Origin of the sequence: Flavobacterium chungbukense (assembly GCF_020805785.1) — a bacterium.
In the GTDB taxonomy this organism is placed as follows: Bacteria; Bacteroidota; Bacteroidia; order Flavobacteriales; family Flavobacteriaceae; genus Flavobacterium; species Flavobacterium chungbukense.
In genome coordinates this window covers 452,956-470,228 of record NZ_JAJGZV010000001.1, presented here as the reverse complement: position 1 = coordinate 470,228, position 17,273 = coordinate 452,956, and the positions used below count along the sequence as shown (strand labels likewise).

Sequence of the window (17,273 nt, the reverse complement as noted above, 5' to 3'; positions counted from 1 at the left end):
TATCAATTATCAATTATCAATTAAAAAAATTATGGCAGTAAATACAAAAATAGCTCTTGTTACAGGCGGTAGCAGAGGTTTAGGAAAAAATATGGCAATTGCGATTGCAAAAAAAGGAATCGACGTAATTATTACTTACAACAGTAAAAAAGAAGAAGCTGATTTAGTGGTAAAAGAAATCGAAAGTTTGGGGCAGAAAGCCGCTTCACTACAATTGAACGTTGCTGAATCTGGAACTTTTGATGCGTTCTTTAACAATGTAGAATCAACTTTAAAAAGCATTTTTAAAACCGATAAATTCGACTTTTTAATAAACAATGCTGGAATTGGAATTCACAATTCATTCATTGGCACAACTGAAGCTGAATTTGATCAATTGACTAATATTCAATTCAAAGGTCCGTTTTTCTTAACTCAAAAAGGATTGAACGTAATGAATGACGGCGGTGGAATTGTAAATATTTCTACAGGTTTAGCACGATTTTCATTCCCTGGTTATGCAGCTTATGCTTCTATGAAAGGCGCAATTGAAACTTTAACCAAATATCAGGCAAAAGAATTAGGTACAAGAAAAATCAGAGTAAATGTGGTAGCTCCTGGCGCAATCGAAACAGATTTTGGAGGTGGAGTAGTTCGTGACAATGAACAAATGAACCAGCAAATTGCTTCTGTAACAGCTTTAGGAAGAGTAGGTTTACCAGATGATATTGGCGGAGTTGTCGCCTTTTTATGTACCGAAGACGCACGCTGGATAAACGCACAAAGAATTGAAGCTTCTGGCGGAATGATGCTTTAATTTAATGGTTAATGGTTGATGGTTGTTGGTAATTGTCTCACTCATAACACATAACTCATAAAAAACAAAACCCGATAAGCTTTAAAAACTTATCGGGTTTGTCGTTTCAAATAATATTTGAATTAGTAAGCATTTTTAATTCTTTTCGATAGAGACATCAAAACCTCCATCCTTATCAAAAACAACATCATAAAATTTGGTGTCTTTGGTTACTCCAACTTCATAAGTTGTTTTGTTTTTATCATCAACAACCATCGCAATTTCTTTAATCGCTTTTGGTGCATAATTCTTTTTTAAATAAGCTTGTGCTTTTGGCGGTAACTGGCTAAACGTAATTTGCAATTCGTACGCTTTCATGTTTCCTAAATTATCATAAATTGCAACTGCTTTAGTCGTATTGGTAACATTATATCTTGCCTCAAAACGAACTTCATCTGCATCATCTCCCACGTATTCTTCAGACCAAACTGGCACTTTTCCAGGATATTCTTTCTCAAAAGCAAATTTCACCTTTTCTGGAGGCGTAATTACTTTTTTCATATTTGTTCCTTCCTGTGCAATTATAAAACTGCTGCATAAAAAAGCAAAAGCTAAAAACACGTTTTTCATGGTTCCATTTTTTAAATTAAACACTAAACAACGTATTAAATTTACTACTTTTTTATGAAGAACAAATGAAGTGGCAATATTTTTTTGAACGTTTTAAAGTCAAATCAACTACAGCTTTAAACTCTTAAAATTATTGTTCGAGTTTTTTTAAGCGATCTGTCAATTCTCTTTTATAAGTAATTCCGATTGGAATTCTTTCATTTTTAATAACCACAAAATCCTTCTCTGTTGAATCAATTTTGTCCAATGCTACGATATAAGATTTATGAATTCTCATAAAACTTTTCTCTGGCAGGCATTTCTCAAATTCAGTTGTTGTAATAGATGCTAAATAAGTTCGTTTTATCGTATGCAGCTTAACGTAATTGCCAAAACTCTGCGCAAATAAAAGCTGATCCAGTTCTATTTCAATAAAATAACCATCGACTTTTACACTAACGGAATTGATGACCGCTTCTTCTGCTTTTTTTACGTTTTCTGTTGCAAAAAAACGATCAATTGCTTTTAAAAATCTAGGAAAATAAATAGGCTTTAAGAGATAATCAATTACTCCATAATCGTAACTTTCCAAAGCAAATTCAGAATAAGCCGTTGTCAGAATTGTTTTTGGATGAGTTGGAAGAATCTTTAATAATTCCATTCCCGAAATTTCGGGCATATTAATATCGAGAAACATCAAATCGACAGTGTTTTCTCGGAGATAATTCATCGCTTCAATGCCATTATAACCTTGAAAAACCAGTTCCAATTGCGGATTTTGTTTGATGTAATTAGCCAAAACATAATGCGCCGCGGGTTCATCATCTACAATTATACATTTTTTTGTTTCTTTCATCCTACAAACTTTTTAAGTTGTATTTCTAAATCAACAATATAAGTCTGTTTATCGTCTTGAATGTCTAATTTATAGTCTTTTCCATAAATTAAATTCAAACGCTCAATCGTATTTTTTAAACCGATTTTAGTAGAAACAACATCCGTTTTCTTTGGAATTGAATTGGTTACATGAAGATGCAATAATCCATTTTCTACCGTAATATTAATTTTCACAAAACACTTTTCGATCGCGCAAGTTCCGTGTTTAAAAGCATTTTCAATAAATGCGATTAATAACATTGGAGAAATTTTATAGGTGTATTCTTTGTCGACTTTATGATCAATTGTAATATCGCAACGATAACCAACACGCTCTTTTTCGAGCTGCACATAACTGTTTATAAACTCTAGTTCATCTTCTAAAGAAACACACTGTTTGCTGTTGCTTTCTAATTGATAACGCATTAACTGCGAGACTTTCATAATTAAATCTGGCGTTCTGTCTGGAAATTCAAGACTGATTCCGTACAGTGTATTAAAAGTATTGAACAAAAAATGCGGATTTAATTGTCCTTTCAATGAATTTAATTGCATTTGATTGAACAATAAAGCCGCATCGGTTTGTTTTCTGTGAATACGATAAAACTTAAATACAATAATCGGACTCAGAATGCAGACCAAAGTTCCTAAAACACTTGCCAATTGATAGGCGTAACTTCTTTGATGTGAGTTTTGATACAAATGACATTTAGCAAACATATCCAGCATTGTAATTTCATATAAAACAACAGAAAATACAAAAACACCAAAGAGCGTTAGAATTATATAAGTAAAAGGTTTATTGGCTTTGAATAATATCGGAAGCAGAAAAAAGCGGTTAAACTGCGCATGCATGTATAAAATACAATAGAAAAATACCCCCATTAAAATCGAAATGAATGAACTAAATAACATCCAATCATTTTTTAAGGTATAAATCGTAAAGGAAAAAAGGACAACGGCAACTTCTTGCCACCATTTGTTATCCAATATGTTATCAATCTTTTTGTTCATTCTTAATTTTGAAATAGGTTACAAAGTACGAACAAATATTTAATTATTTTTTTCAAAAAATGACCAATTCAATTCGTCATTTACTAGTGCAGTACATCACTTAACCTGACTTTTATCAGCGTAAGAGAAATAAATTTGTTTCATCAAAACATTATTTCACAACTTGAGTTTATGTATTTCAAAAAAATTACCTTATTATTTTTCTTGATTTTTGCCTCAATCGGTTACGCTCAAACCCTGTCTTTAAAAGAAGCAATAAAAACAGGTCTTGAAAACTACGGTTCTATCCGGGCAAAAAACAATTACACCAATGCATCAAAAGAGACTCTAAAACAATCTCGCCGTGATTATCTGCCAAACTTAAATTTATCGGCACAGCAGGATTACGGGACCGTAAACGGACAAAACGGACCGCTTTATGGTTTTGGAGGTTTAGGAGTTGCTTCGTCAGGACTTCCGTTACCTGAACAAAACTGGAATTCGGCATTTGGTGCGCTTTATCTAGTCAACATGAACTGGGATTTTTTCACCTTCGGAAAAACACAGGAAAAAATCAATTTATCTAAAATTGATGTTCAGGCTAAAGAAAAAGATTTACAGCAGGAAAAATTTCAACAGGAAATCAAAATTTCGGCTGCTTATTTAAATCTTTTAGCGAGTCAGAGATTATTGATTTCTCAACAGAAAAATCTAAGTCGTGCAGAAGTTTTCAAAAAGACAGCCGCTGCAAGAGTTAAAAACGGATTATTAGCCGGAGTCGATTCTACATTGGCAACTGCTGAAGTGTCAAAAGCTAAAATTGCTCTAAACTTGGCAAAGAATTTCGTTAAAGAACAAAACAACAAATTAGTCGATTTAATGGGCGTTACTCCGCAGGATTTTGTTGCCGATACGCTTTTTGTAACGCAGATTCCGAAAGAGCTAATTCAAGGAAATGCTGCAAACGATAGCCTTCATCCGTTATTACAATTGTATAAAACGAAAATCGATTACAGCAATCAGCAGGTTAAATTATTCAAACGTTTTTACTATCCAACGATGAGTGCTTTTGGAGTTTTACAAACCAGAGCTTCAGGATTTGAAAATTCTTATGCTACAGACCAAAATGCCTTTAGCAGAAACTATTGGGATGGCGTAAATCCGGATCGTACCAATTATTTGGTTGGTGTTGGAATTACATGGAATTTAACCACTCCTTTTAGATCAAGCAAACAAGTTAGCGCTCAGAAATTTGTTTCTCAGGCATTGCAGGAAGAATACAATCAGGCCGATAGAGAATTGAAATCGCAATTGAATTTTGCCGAAGATAAGATCAAAATTACTTTAGAAAATTATGCTGAAGCGCCTATTCAAGTTGATGCTGCAAAAAGAGCTTACGTACAGAAATCGACTTTATACAAAAACGGTTTAACCGATCTGACCGATTTAACACAAACGATGTATGTTTTAAACCGTGCTGAAATCGATCGAGATATTGTCAATAATAATGTGTGGCAATCGTACTTATTGAAAGTCGCTGCAACAGGAAATTTTGACTTATTTATAAATGAATTTTAATTATAAATCCTAATGAATTTAATACGTTTTGCACTCCGCAAACCCATTTCCATTTTAGTATTGGTTGCGGGTCTATTTTTCTTCGGAATTGGTGCCATCAAAGACATTAAGGTAGATATTCTGCCCAAAATGAATTTGCCGGTTATCTATATCGCGCACCCATTTGGAGGTTACACGCCAGATCAGATGGAGGCTTATTTTGCCAAAAACTACGTAAACGTTTTACCTTTTTCGAATGGTATCAAATCGGTAGAAACTAAAAATATTCAAGGGTTAATGATTATGAAATTAACCTATTATGAAGGAACCAACATGGCTCAGGCGGCTGCCGAGTTAAGTGCGCTTTCCAACAGAATCCAAGCGGTTTTCCCTCCGGGAACACAGCCTCCGTTTATCATTCGTTTTGATGCTTCTTCACTGCCAATCGGACAATTGGTTTTGAGCAGTAAAATACGTTCAAACAACGAATTACAGGATTTGGCCAACGTTTATGTTCGTGCTTCTTTTACTTCGATTCCTGGTTTATTATCTCCAGCTCCATTTGGAGGAAGTCCAAGAACTATTGAGGTAAACGTAGATCCAGATTTATTGCGTTCTCATAATATGACGCCAGATCAAATCGTGGAAGCGATTCGTTTAAACAACCAAACGGCTCCATCTGGTAACGTACGTATGGGCGACAAAAACTATATTACGCCAACCAATAATACGATTAAAGAAATTAAAGATTTTGAACAGATTCCGTTATTCAAAGGCGGAGTTCAGAACTTAAAATTAGGCGATGTTGCCAATGTAAAAGACGGTGCCGATATTACGGCAGGTTATGCTTTGGTAAACGGAAAACGTTCGGTTTATATCAGTATTGCAAAAGCGGGCGACGCTTCGACTTGGGATGTGGTTCAGAAATTGAAAAAAGAGCTTCCTAAAATTCAGAGTACACTTCCTGAAGATGTAAACATTACGTACGAATTTGACCAGTCGGTTTATGTAATCAACTCGGTTAAAAGTTTGATTACGGAGGGAATTATTGGTGCGGTTCTAACAGGATTAATGGTTTTATTATTCTTGGGTGACCGTCGTGCAGCGTTAATCGTAATTATGACGATTCCGATTTCGATTATTTCTGGGGTTTTATTCCTGAAATTATTCGGACAGACGATCAACTTAATGTCATTATCAGGATTGGCTTTGGCAATTGGTATTTTGGTGGATGAAAGTACGGTAACCATCGAAAATATTCACCAGCATCTCGACATGGGAAAACCCAAGGCACTCGCCATTTGGGATGCCTGTCAAGAAATTGCTTTACCTAAATTATTGATCCTTCTTTGTATTCTAGCCGTATTTGCGCCAGCATTTACCATGGTCGGAATTCCGGGAGCGTTATTTCTTCCTTTGGCTTTAGCGATTGGATTCTCAATGGTAATTTCATTCTTGCTTTCACAGACTTTTGTTCCTGTAATGGCCAACTGGATGATGAAAGCCCATGCAAAACACGAACACGAACCGAATATTACAGATGATGAAGCTGAATTTAATGACAGCGGATTAACGCCTGAATCGGAACAAAATCTGATTACTCAGAAAAAAGGTTATGTAGAAAAAGACGATACCAACAACAACGGAAAAATTAGTGGATTCGAACGTTTCAAGATTCGTTTCATGCGAACTTTAGATCGTTTGTTTGTTCATAAAAAAGCAACGACTATTATTTATTTAAGTGGTTCGATTCTTTTGGCTGTTCTGTTTATTGGTTTTATCGGAAAAGATGTTTTCCCGAGAACCAATTCAAGTCAGTTTCAATTGAGAATGCGCGCTGTTGACGGAACGCGTTTAGAAAGAACAGAAGAACAAGCCAGAGTTGTTTTAAAAGAATTGGAGAAAATGGTGGGTAAAGATCATATCGGAATCACATCTGTTTATGTGGGTCAGCACCCTTCTCTATTCTCGATCAACCCGATTTATTTGTTCATGGCAGGTTCTCACGAAGCGGTTTTCCAAGTGAGTTTAAAAGACTATCATGAAGATATGGACGATTTTAAAGATGAGTTTAGAGCAAGACTTAAAAAAGTGCTTCCAGATACTAAACTTTCTTTTGAACCAATTGAATTGACGGACAAAGTTTTAAGTCAAGGTTCTCCTACTCCAATTGAGATTCGAGTGGCTGGAAAAGACAAAAAACGAAACGAATTATACGCTACTCAAATAGTAGACAAACTAAAAGCGATTTCGTATTTCAGAGACGTGCAGATTGGTCAGCCCATTCATTATCCAGCAATGAATATTGATATTGACAGAACCCGTGCGGCCGAATTAGGAGTCGATATGAATGATATTTCACGTTCGCTTGTGGCTTCGACCTCATCTTCTCGTTATACCGAAAAAAATAACTGGGTCGATGAAAAAGCAGGATTATCGTATTCTGTTCAGGTTCAAGTGCCTTTAAACAAAATGAAAAGCAAAACCGATATTGGAGAAATTCCAGTATTAAAAAATTCGCTTCGTCCTGTTTTAAGTGATGTTGCCAAAATTACACCGGGCTTTGTAAGCGGTGAAAACGACAATTTAGGAGCCATGCCATACATTACCGTTACAGCAAACATCTACCAAACCGATTTAGGTACGGCATCAAAAGATGTAAGCAAAACAATTAGTGCCTTGGGCGAATTACCTCGTGGTTTGTTTATCACGCCAATTGGACTAAGTACTGTATTGACTGAAACATTAAGCAGTTTGCAAACGGGGTTATTGGTTGCCGTTTTCGTAATCTTCTTAATGTTGGCCGCTAATTTCCAATCGTTTAAAGTTTCGTTGGTTATTTTAACAACAGTTCCTGCCGTAGTTTTAGGATCTTTATTAATGCTTACGCTTACAGGTTCAACGTTGAATTTACAGTCGTACATGGGAATCATTATGTCCGTCGGAGTTTCTATTGCCAACGCCGTTTTATTGGTTACGAATGCCGAACAGCTTCGAAAAATAAACGGAAATGCCTTAGAATCTGCGCGTGAAGCCGCTGCGTTACGTCTTCGTCCGATTATCATGACTTCGGTTGCGATGATTGCGGGAATGTTGCCAATGGCAATTGGACACGGCGAAGGAGGCGATCAGGTTTCTCCGTTAGGAAGAGCGGTTATCGGCGGATTATTATTTTCTACTTTTGCCGTATTATTAATCCTTCCGCAGATCTTTGCGTGGGCACAAGAAAAAACATCGACACAATCTGTTTCTTTAGATCCTGAAGACGAAGAAAGTATACATTATATCTCATCATTAAAACCAAAAAATGAACACTAAAATTATAAAATATAGTCCGCTGTTTCTAGCAACAGTATTTTTCCTAAACAGCTGTAATTCTAAAAAAGAAGAAACGGTTAAAGCGGAAATTGAACCTAAAGTAGAAACTTTCGCTTTAGCGAAAGAAAAACTAACAACAGAATTGCGTTTACCAGCTGAATTAACGGGTTTCCAACAAGTTGATTTGTATGCAAAAGTGAGCAGTTTCGTAAAATTATTGAAAGTTGATATTGGTACGAAAGTAAAAAAAGGACAGCTTTTGATTGTTTTAGAAGCACCAGAAATCAGTTCGCAATTGGCTGCAGCCGAATCGAGATTGAAATCTATGGAAGCGATTTACGCAACCAGCAAAAGCACTTACAACCGTTTGTATGAAACAAGCAAGGTTGAAGGAACGATTTCTAAAAATGATTTAGAAATGGCAAGCGGTAAAAAGAATTCTGATTACGCACAATATCAGGCAGCAATTGCAGCGCACAAAGAAATCTCGATTATGAGAGGTTATCTTGAAATTCGTGCTCCTTTTGACGGCGTTGTAGCGGCTAGAAATGTCAATTTAGGAACATTTGTTGGTCCAGCAGGAAAAGGTTCAGATTTGCCTTTATTGACGATTCAGGAGCAAAGTAAATTACGTTTGGCGGTTTCTGTACCAGAATTGTACACAGGATATTTACACCCAGGCGACGAAATGAGTTTTAATGTAAAATCATTGCCAGAAACTTTTACAGCTAAAATTACCAGAATGTCTGGTGCTTTAGATTTAAAACTGCGTTCTGAAAGAGTTGAAATGGACGTTCACAACACAAAAGGAAATTTATTACCTGGAATGGTTGCCGAAGTTCTTTTACCGCTTAACGCAAAAGACAGCACATTTGTAGTACCAAAATCGGCAGTGGTGAATTCTGCGGAAGGTTTATATGTGGTGAAAGTAGTAAACTACAAAGCGACAAGAGTTGACATTAAAAAAGGAAGAGAAATTGAAGATAAAATTGAAATTTTCGGCGATTTGACTCCAAACGATAAACTGGTAAAAATTGCCAGCGAAGAAACTAAGGAAGGCGATGTCATAAACGAATAATACCGATTATGTATTCAATACAGTCTAATAAAATTAGACTGTTTTCATACTATATCGGCATTAATAACCTGCGTTTAGTCTTCATTTTAGTGATTACCAAAAACTGTACGCATTCTTAGGAATGCAAATTTAAAAATTTGCCTAAAAGGGCAGTTCTTCTTTTTGAAGAGCTGTCCTTTTTTTTGTTTAAAGATTTCGCAGTAGTATAGGAATTTTTCATTCTTTTTATCATTTCGATGTAGGAGAAATCTCGGCAAGTAACTCTACAAAGATTGACAATTTTATATATGGATCACCTTTAATAAATTTCTCAATACTAACATGATATAATTGTGGTTTATAGTATAAAACTTTTGACATCATAAAAATAGCTAAAATCTGTTTTTATAAGAATAAACAGGTATAAATACTTGGTTGTTTGGATTGGTAAATTGATATTTTTGAAGTAAATGAGTTTATTTTTTAAGTAAACATTAAAATCAACAATAAATAATACCCTTCTATATATGGCACCTAAAAGAATACCAAGTTCAAAAACATTATCCTCAATAATCCCCTCAGGAAGTGAAGGAGGAAAAGAATTTGCAAGGATAATAGATCTTCTGTTATTTCAAGACTATAGGCGTAAAGGGAAAACGATAACTATTTTCAATGATTCAGCAGGTGATTTCCGTTCATTAGATAGTTTTGAAAGCAGTGGAAAAAAAACAAAAAAAACATATACTGGTTTTCAATATAAATTTTTCTCATCTCCACTAACTAATGATCATAGAAAAAGTATAATTGCGAGTGTTAAAAATGCAGATAGTAAATTTAAAAAAGGAGATTTAAAAAAATTTATTTTAGTTACACCAGACGATTTAACCAATTCAGCAACACGATTAAACAAAGGGGATGTAGAATGGTTTGAAGATTTAACAAATTCATTAAATCTAGATTTTGAACTTGAACATTGGGGACATAAGAAAATCTTGGCCTTATTTTTAGAAACACCGTCTATTGGTCTATTTTACTATCCTGAATTATATCCAGAAGGAAAAAATATTCGTAAAGAAATTTTTGATATAAAAAACAGATACACTCAAAATTTAATCGAGTTACATAACAGTATAGAGTTTATAGGCATGTCAATGTATAAGCCCGAAGCTGACAAAGGTATTCCTATGCAAGACATTTATATCCCCTTAAATGTACAACCTGATTCTGCTGATGAATCGAGCCCACTAAATCCTTTATTTTCCCTAATTGAAGGTTCTAAAACAGTTATACTCGGAGATCCTGGTTCTGGAAAATCAACATTGTTAAAATTTTTAACTTTAAGTGGCATATCAGATAAAATTCAAAATCGATATAAGTGTGAAGGAAATGATCGTCTTCCGATTCATATAATATTAAGAAAATATGCTGATGAACTGAAATCTAGAATTAATCTTTCAATGCTTGATTATATACAAGAATATGTACAAGCAACTTTTAATTTGAAGAGTTTTGACTTTTCATTTCTTGAATATTATTTAGAATCCGGAAAAGTAATTTTCCTTTTTGATGGTCTTGATGAACTCCCTGATTCTGATTTTAAAACTATTGTAAGAGATAGAGTAAGATCACTAATAACTACCTATCCTGGAAACACTGTAATTCTAACTTCAAGAATTGTAGGTTATGATAATCCATTTCGATTTGATAGCAAGGAATTTAATCATTTTAAAGTTGCAAAACTTTCGCTACAACAAATGGAGCAATTTGTAACAGATTGGTACGAAGTAAGAATAGAAAATAAATCAGAGAGAAATGCTAATATAGGTGACCTTATCAACATTTTAAAAGATCAAAATCTTACTGCAATACGCGAATTAGCAGAAAATCCACTACTTTTAACTATCATTACGTTAGTTCACCGGATTGATGCAGTTTTGCCCGATCAGCGAGTTGTACTATATCAAAAATGCACTGAAACTCTTTTAAATACATGGCAAACAGCAAAATTTAAAACTGCCAAAAACAAAACTTCAATTGAAATAAGAAACAAGAGAAGACTAGAAGCTATTGCACATTGGATGCAAGAACAAAGTATTGGTATAGGGAAAACACAAAGGTCAGTTGTTCCTTATTGTGACCTTTTAACATTTTTATCAACTTTTATAAGAGAAACTGAAAGAGGTCTTGAAGATGATGAAGAAATTGATCTAGCAAATGAATATATTGATTTTATAAAAAATCGTGCAGGTCTACTTGTGGAAGTAGGAGATAAAAGCTATAGTTTCGTTCACTTAACATTTCAGGAATATTTAACAGCTACATATTTAATGGCAAGAAGTGAAAAAATGGGTATTGTTAGTCTTAAAGATGATATTATTAAATATTCTATAGATCCTCGGTGGTATGAAGTTACTCGCTTATTAATAGCAAGTTTAAAATCTGAAGATAGTCAAGAATTCATTATAAACTCTATTTTAGATCTTGCTCCAACAAGAAAAAACAATACTGCTATACTTCTGGGTGGTATTTTATTAGATGGTGTAGTAGCTGCAGAAATAAGAAAGGATGAAATAATTGAATATGTCATTTTAGCAGCTCTAAAATCTAAAACTATAGAGGAAATTAGACCTTTTACGGGTATTTTAAAAAACTGGGTCTCAAAAGATAATAATAATTTTACAGATATTGATTTAGCTTACGATAAACTCTGTGTACAGTTTAAAGAAACTGCAATAATAGATTTATTTCTTTTGTTTGAAGCTTGCGGTATACAAACCAATCATATTAATAATCAAAAAAACAAACTTCAAAGTTATAATGAAAACTCATTTGGATTATTTCATTTATTCTTTGGAACAGACGACAATTTTAGGCCATTTGAATCTTCTCTAAAAAAAATCATGGAAAATGTCGTTAAATTTGAACAATTTGCAGTAACAACATCTCCATATCTTAATTTATGTGGGGCAATTATCTTATCTATTCATTCAAAGTATAATGAAGATTTTGGATTGGAAAGTGTCTATAAAGTTTTAATGACGGCATTAGGAACAGGATCTAATTCAGGTCCTTTTAAAGAAATAATAATGAATCTTTTATTAATAAGTGGAAGAAAAGATATCGAAGAAATTAGAGGAAAAAACTCTGTAATAAATCGCAATATTAAAAACAACATACTAGACAGTACAATAAAAAAATTACTTATAGATACAAACATCTTTAAAAACACAAAAGGACAAGATATGGATAGTCTATTTGAAATTATTCGCGGAAATATAAGTTTAGCAGCTCCCGATTCTTTAAAAAAGATTACAAAAAAAGAAAATAAAAGTTCAAATATGGGTATACCTCCAGAATATTTTAATCAATTAAAAAATGGTGGAGATTTTTCGCAAATACTGCAAGACACTCCAAGACTCAATTCTTCTGTCGTTGAAATCTTTATGAATGTATTTGAATTAAAAAGCAAACCGTTATGGAATGAAGCAATTAGAGTTGGATATTTTTCTAATTTAAGTAATAAATCATTTTTTAGTGAAAGACATATGTTGAATTTAATAATAGCTTTAAAAGCTCCCTTTCCAACTAGTAATACTTTATATTTAGCTTCATCAATTCTATTAATTGACACTTGGGCTATTTTGTACATTCCTGAAGAAAATCCATTCAAGAATGAAGTCAATGAAATTATTAAATTAACAAAAAATGTAGATTTTTTACCTTTGAAAATAGCCACTCTAATAAATAAAATTGCAGGAGGAGATTTAAATAGCAAAGATGAATTTGAAAAACTTTATACTTCTGGCAATGAAGATATAAATAATTTATTTCAAGAAGTTTATTGGTTAAAAAAGTAATTTCCTTATTATAAGAAACACCCGCTGTGCGAAGTCTCCCGACTTCCTACATATCCCTATATTCCATTACTATCTAGATTTGCAATGTATCATTGGAACGGGTACGAAGTCGAGAGACTTCGCACGGCATATACAAAACTTAGAGTAACTAACTTAAAATAAAAAAACCTCGATCATAAAATCGAGGTTTTTTCCATTTTATAAACTCTACTCCTCACTCAAATAAGGATTCAAAATCTCCGCCAATTCATTGAGCCAATAATAATTGTCTTCAAAATTGGTTAGTCCTATTTGGAGGGTTTCGTGTTGTCGCATCACGCCGAGAGCTAAAATGCAATTTACTTGTCTTAAGATTTTAGCCATATCTTCTGGATCTATAATATGGTTAAAAAAATTAATCAGCCTTGTTTCGGCTTCTTTGGAAAGGATTTTAGCAAAAATGCGATAGCGAACTGGTGAAGCAAATCTTCGCGAGAAACTCCGCAAAGTAAGTTGACAATCTTTGTTGAGCTACTTGTGGAGATTTCTCGTTCCTCGAAATGACAAACAGGACGAATTCATGGAGTTTTGTCATTTCGACCGAAGGGAGACACGAGCGATAGCGAATTGACGAAGTAAATCACACTAGGAACTCCACAAAGTATATCGACAATCTTTGTCGATATACGCATGTGATTTCTCCTTTCAATCGAAATGACAAACTAAACGAAATGATATACTGCACGCATTGATCTACTATAAGAATTGACACAATCTTGTCATTTCGACCGAAGGGAGACACGAGCGATAGCGAATTGACGAAGTAAATCGCACTAGAAACTCCTTAAAATATTTCTCCAATCTTTGTCGATATGCGCGTGTGATTTCTCGTTCCTCGAAATGACAAATAAGAACTAAAAACATGTATATTCGTACAAAAAAATACAATGTTTAATCCGCAACTTGGCTTTCATACTTATTACATCTACATAATAACAAATGAACATCGAACATCTTTTTACATTGGTGTAACCAATAATTTAAAACAAAGATTGGCAAAACATAAAGAAAACATAGACTTGAATATAAACAGTTTTGCGGCAAAATATAATATTCAGTTTTTAGTTTATTACGAAAAATTCACTTGGATACAGGAAGCAATCGCCCGAGAAAAAGAATTAAAAAAATGGCGAAGAGATAAGAAAATTGAATTGATAAGAAGTTTTAATGAAACTTTTGAATTTCTTAATTTTCATTTTGAGTAAAAACATATATCTCATAATGTTTGTTAGTTCTGAAATTGTCATTTCGACGTAAGGAGAAATCACACCAGAAATTCTACAAAGTATTTCGCCAATCTTTGTCGATTTACGAGTGTGATTTCTCCCTTCGGTCGAAATGACAAACTGGAAGCAAAACGACGAAACAAATTTTAGATGATCGAAGTCAAAGCACCACAATATTTATAAAAAAAAATGCAAGACCAAAATCGATCTTGCATTTTTGTAACTTGACAAATCTAAATAGAAATTTCTTTATTAGACTCTTTGGCGCTCATGTATTCCTTCTTTAATTTCTTCCACCATTTTTTTATTGAAAGCGGGCAAATCATTCGGGTTTCGGCTGGTTACTAATCCGTTGTCTACGACTACTTCTGAGTCTTCCCATTGTGCTCCGGCATTTTTCAAATCGTTTTTAATAGAGAAGAACGACGTTACTTTTCGACCTTCTAAAACATCGGCATCTACCAGAATTTGAGGTCCGTGACAAATAGCGGCTACTGGTTTTTTACTTTCAAAAAAGGAACGAACAAAATTTACTGCAGCTTCTTCTCTTCTCAATAAATCAGGGTTTATAACTCCTCCTGGAATAACCAAAGCATCGTAATCGGCTTCATTTGCCTGATCTAATACGACATCAACATTGTATTCGTTGCTCCAATTACCGTCTTTCCAAGATTTGATAGTTCCAGATTTCAAACTGACGATATCTGCATTCCAACCTTGCTCTTCCAAATAGGCTTTAGGTGATGATAATTCTGATTCTTCAAAACCGTTTGTGGCTAATATGGCTATATTCTTTTTCATAATTTCAAATATTTAAAATGTTATTAATTTTGATTTACCTAAAATTAGTTATTTCAAACAGCCAGCTGAAACACACGATGTTAAACCTTTCTTTAATAAAAGTTAATTAATTGAAAATCAATTTTTTATTAAAAAACAAACTGAAATTATATAAAATTGGTGACAATTTGGTTCGCTATTTTATAGGATGAAAGCAAGAAGAATAATTTACATTAATAGTTGAGTACGAAATAAAAAGAATTTCAAAAAAACGAAAAAATACCATTTATGAAATACAAAGAGAAAAGCTTAGAAAAAGAACTTTACATTTAGAATTATCTCAAATCCTTTTTAATAACCAAATATTTCAAATCGGTATTTCCAACATTTTTGATTCCGTGCTCCATATTTGACGGACAGTAAAAACTGGTGTTTGGACCAGCGGTTTTGGTGTTTCCGTCGAGATAGAATTCGGCTGTGCCTTCCAGGATATAGAAAAATTCTTCTTCCACGTGGTGGTGTGGCGCATGTGTCGATTTTCCTGGCTCGACGATACTCATTTTTAAAGTATTTTCCTGAGTAAAATCTTTATCTGCAAACCAATATTGATAACCGACTTTGGTTTTGGTGGCTTTTTCAATTTCAAAATGATTGACACAGTTTTCAATTGTGTATTGTGGTGGAGCTGTTTCTTTTTTTGTTTCCTGAGAAAAAGTATGTTGGAAAAATAAAACAGTAATTGTGGTTTTTAGGATGGTTAGCGTTTTCATTTTTTATTGTAATGTTACGAAAAAATTTCATGCAATTATTTTTGGTTTTGCGTTTATCTTTCCTTTTTATGCCTTTTAAACTGGACTGAAGTCCAGCTCTACAATATTTTCCGAGCCTTTGGCTCTTTTTTGTAATGATGAAAAAACTGCCTTTCAGATATCGTTATCACAAATAGACAAGAATTTCAATTATAATAATCAAAGTAAAATTCCGAAGGAATGATTTATATTGTAGAGCTGGACTTTAGTCCAGTTTAAAATGTAATTTGCAATGAAAACCCAAAGAGCCGACATATTTAGGTATTATACCAATTAATATGTCGCTCCGTTGGAGCTTTTTGTGAATCGCGTATCAACGATCTATAAATATTTCGTTCCTCTGGAATTTTGCTGAGAGAAAATTGTCTGCGATAAACTTTGACAAAGTTCTAATGAAAAAATATAGGTTCTCGCCTAGCCCTGATCGAAACGGCATCCTTTTGTGGTCTAGTTTCTTTAACTAGACTACAAAAGATATAGTGAAGAGCAGGACGAAACGTTTTGAAAAACCTAAAATTTGTGCTCCTAAAAAAAAATCATCTAACAAAAAGCTCAATAAAATAAAGGTTTCACAAAGTTTTTTAAATCAATCTATGACACGATAAGAAAATATTATGATAAATTTATTTCATAATTAGAAAAACGGTCATACATTTGCCTAACAGTGTTAAACAATTTAATACTCGAATAAAATGGCTAGCAAAGATCGAATTTTAAGACAAAAAGAAGAGACAAGGAACAACATCCTTGGCGCTGCTTATGATATCGTAAAAGAAGAAGGCTGGAATGGTTTGAGTATGCGTAAAATTGCCGACAGAATCGAATATACGGCTCCTATTATTTATGAATACTTTTCGAATAAGGAAGCAATATTAGAAGAACTGACTGACAAAGGTTTCGTCAAATTGACTAAAGAATTGCAAGTTGCAATTGACAAGTTTGAAAAACCCGAAGATCAATTGGAAGCCATGTGGATGACGTATTGGGACTTCGCTTTTACTAATACTGAATTGTATCAGTTGATGTTTGGTGTTCAAATGACGTGTTGTGCACAGCGATGTTCGGCTCAAGAGGGACCTTACAAATTATTCACTCATGTAATTGCTGAAGTAATGAAAGACAGCAATCCGAGTCAAGATATCATAAAGCAAAAGTACTTCACTTTCTTTTCTGTTATTCATGGTTTAATCGCCATCAACATCATTAATAAAAGTGATATTTTAGAAACAATAAATGCTCAAATTTTGAAAGATGCCATTGGCGGTATCATCAAATCAATACAATAATATTTTTTTCATTTTTTACTTAACAGTGTAAAATAATTTAATTGGATAATATAAAATCCTTTTTTTTGTAACATTAACTTAACACTGTTAG

Annotated in this window: 13 protein-coding genes; 7 read left to right on the top strand and 6 right to left on the bottom strand. The window is 33.5% G+C overall.

Features of this window, described 5'->3' with window-relative positions; translation table 11 throughout:
- The first annotated feature begins 31 nt into the window (after positions 1-31).
- Positions 32-796, top strand: coding sequence for an SDR family oxidoreductase (locus LL966_RS01975; RefSeq protein ID WP_229349686.1), 765 nt, complete (start codon positions 32-34; stop codon positions 794-796).
- 135 nt (positions 797-931) lie between these two features.
- On the opposite strand, the gene LL966_RS01970 is transcribed toward LL966_RS01975, so the two are convergent.
- The 3 genes from LL966_RS01970 to LL966_RS01960 all read right to left on the bottom strand — a co-directional run bounded on the left by LL966_RS01970 (position 932) and on the right by LL966_RS01960 (position 3,274).
- Positions 932-1,405, bottom strand: coding sequence for a hypothetical protein (locus LL966_RS01970; protein ID WP_229349684.1), 474 nt, complete (start codon positions 1,403-1,405; stop codon positions 932-934).
- Positions 1,406-1,535: 130 nt separating this feature from the next.
- A complete protein-coding gene (locus tag LL966_RS01965) occupies positions 1,536-2,240 on the bottom strand; it encodes a LytR/AlgR family response regulator transcription factor (RefSeq protein ID WP_229349682.1) in 705 nt (234 codons plus the stop codon).
- Positions 2,237-3,274 (bottom strand): sensor histidine kinase, encoded by a 1,038-nt coding sequence (locus LL966_RS01960; RefSeq protein WP_229349680.1) that lies wholly within the window; start codon positions 3,272-3,274, stop codon positions 2,237-2,239. The genes LL966_RS01965 and LL966_RS01960 overlap by 4 nt, the downstream gene beginning before the upstream one ends.
- Positions 3,275-3,445: 171 nt before the next feature.
- On the opposite strand from LL966_RS01960, the gene LL966_RS01955 reads away from it, so the two are divergent.
- The 4 genes from LL966_RS01955 to LL966_RS01940 all read left to right on the top strand — a co-directional run bounded on the left by LL966_RS01955 (position 3,446) and on the right by LL966_RS01940 (position 13,042).
- On the top strand, positions 3,446-4,831 hold the full coding sequence (locus tag LL966_RS01955; protein WP_229349677.1) for a TolC family protein: 1,386 nt from the start codon (positions 3,446-3,448) through the stop codon (positions 4,829-4,831).
- Between the two features lie 12 nt (positions 4,832-4,843).
- Positions 4,844-8,128 (top strand): efflux RND transporter permease subunit, encoded by a 3,285-nt coding sequence (locus LL966_RS01950; protein ID WP_229349675.1) that lies wholly within the window; start codon positions 4,844-4,846, stop codon positions 8,126-8,128.
- Positions 8,118-9,206, top strand: coding sequence for an efflux RND transporter periplasmic adaptor subunit (locus LL966_RS01945; RefSeq protein ID WP_229349673.1), 1,089 nt, complete (start codon positions 8,118-8,120; stop codon positions 9,204-9,206). The genes LL966_RS01950 and LL966_RS01945 overlap by 11 nt, the downstream gene beginning before the upstream one ends.
- A gap of 506 nt (positions 9,207-9,712) precedes the next feature.
- Positions 9,713-13,042: an NACHT domain-containing protein gene (locus tag LL966_RS01940; RefSeq protein WP_229349672.1), complete on the top strand. Its 3,330-nt coding sequence runs from the start codon at positions 9,713-9,715 to the stop codon at positions 13,040-13,042.
- 207 nt (positions 13,043-13,249) lie between these two features.
- Here the strand turns inward: LL966_RS01940 and LL966_RS01935 are convergent, their stop codons facing one another.
- Positions 13,250-13,483: a hypothetical protein gene (locus tag LL966_RS01935; protein WP_229350879.1), complete on the bottom strand. Its 234-nt coding sequence runs from the start codon at positions 13,481-13,483 to the stop codon at positions 13,250-13,252.
- A gap of 485 nt (positions 13,484-13,968) precedes the next feature.
- Between LL966_RS01935 and LL966_RS01930 the strand changes: the two genes are divergently transcribed.
- Entirely contained in the window at positions 13,969-14,286 is a 318-nt protein-coding gene (locus LL966_RS01930) for a GIY-YIG nuclease family protein (RefSeq protein ID WP_229349670.1), read from the top strand.
- A gap of 273 nt (positions 14,287-14,559) precedes the next feature.
- On the opposite strand, the gene LL966_RS01925 is transcribed toward LL966_RS01930, so the two are convergent.
- Together LL966_RS01925 and LL966_RS01920 are read right to left on the bottom strand one after the other, a co-directional pair.
- On the bottom strand, positions 14,560-15,108 hold the full coding sequence (locus LL966_RS01925; RefSeq protein ID WP_229349668.1) for a type 1 glutamine amidotransferase domain-containing protein: 549 nt from the start codon (positions 15,106-15,108) through the stop codon (positions 14,560-14,562).
- 314 nt (positions 15,109-15,422) lie between these two features.
- Positions 15,423-15,857 carry a cupin domain-containing protein gene (locus LL966_RS01920; protein WP_229349666.1) on the bottom strand — a complete coding sequence of 145 codons (435 nt, stop codon included), beginning with the start codon at positions 15,855-15,857 and terminating at the stop codon, positions 15,423-15,425.
- Positions 15,858-16,588: 731 nt separating this feature from the next.
- Between LL966_RS01920 and LL966_RS01915 the strand changes: the two genes are divergently transcribed.
- Complete coding sequence (locus LL966_RS01915) at positions 16,589-17,182, top strand: TetR/AcrR family transcriptional regulator (protein WP_229349664.1); 594 nt, start codon at positions 16,589-16,591, stop codon at positions 17,180-17,182.
- The last annotated feature ends 91 nt before the right edge of the window (positions 17,183-17,273 follow it).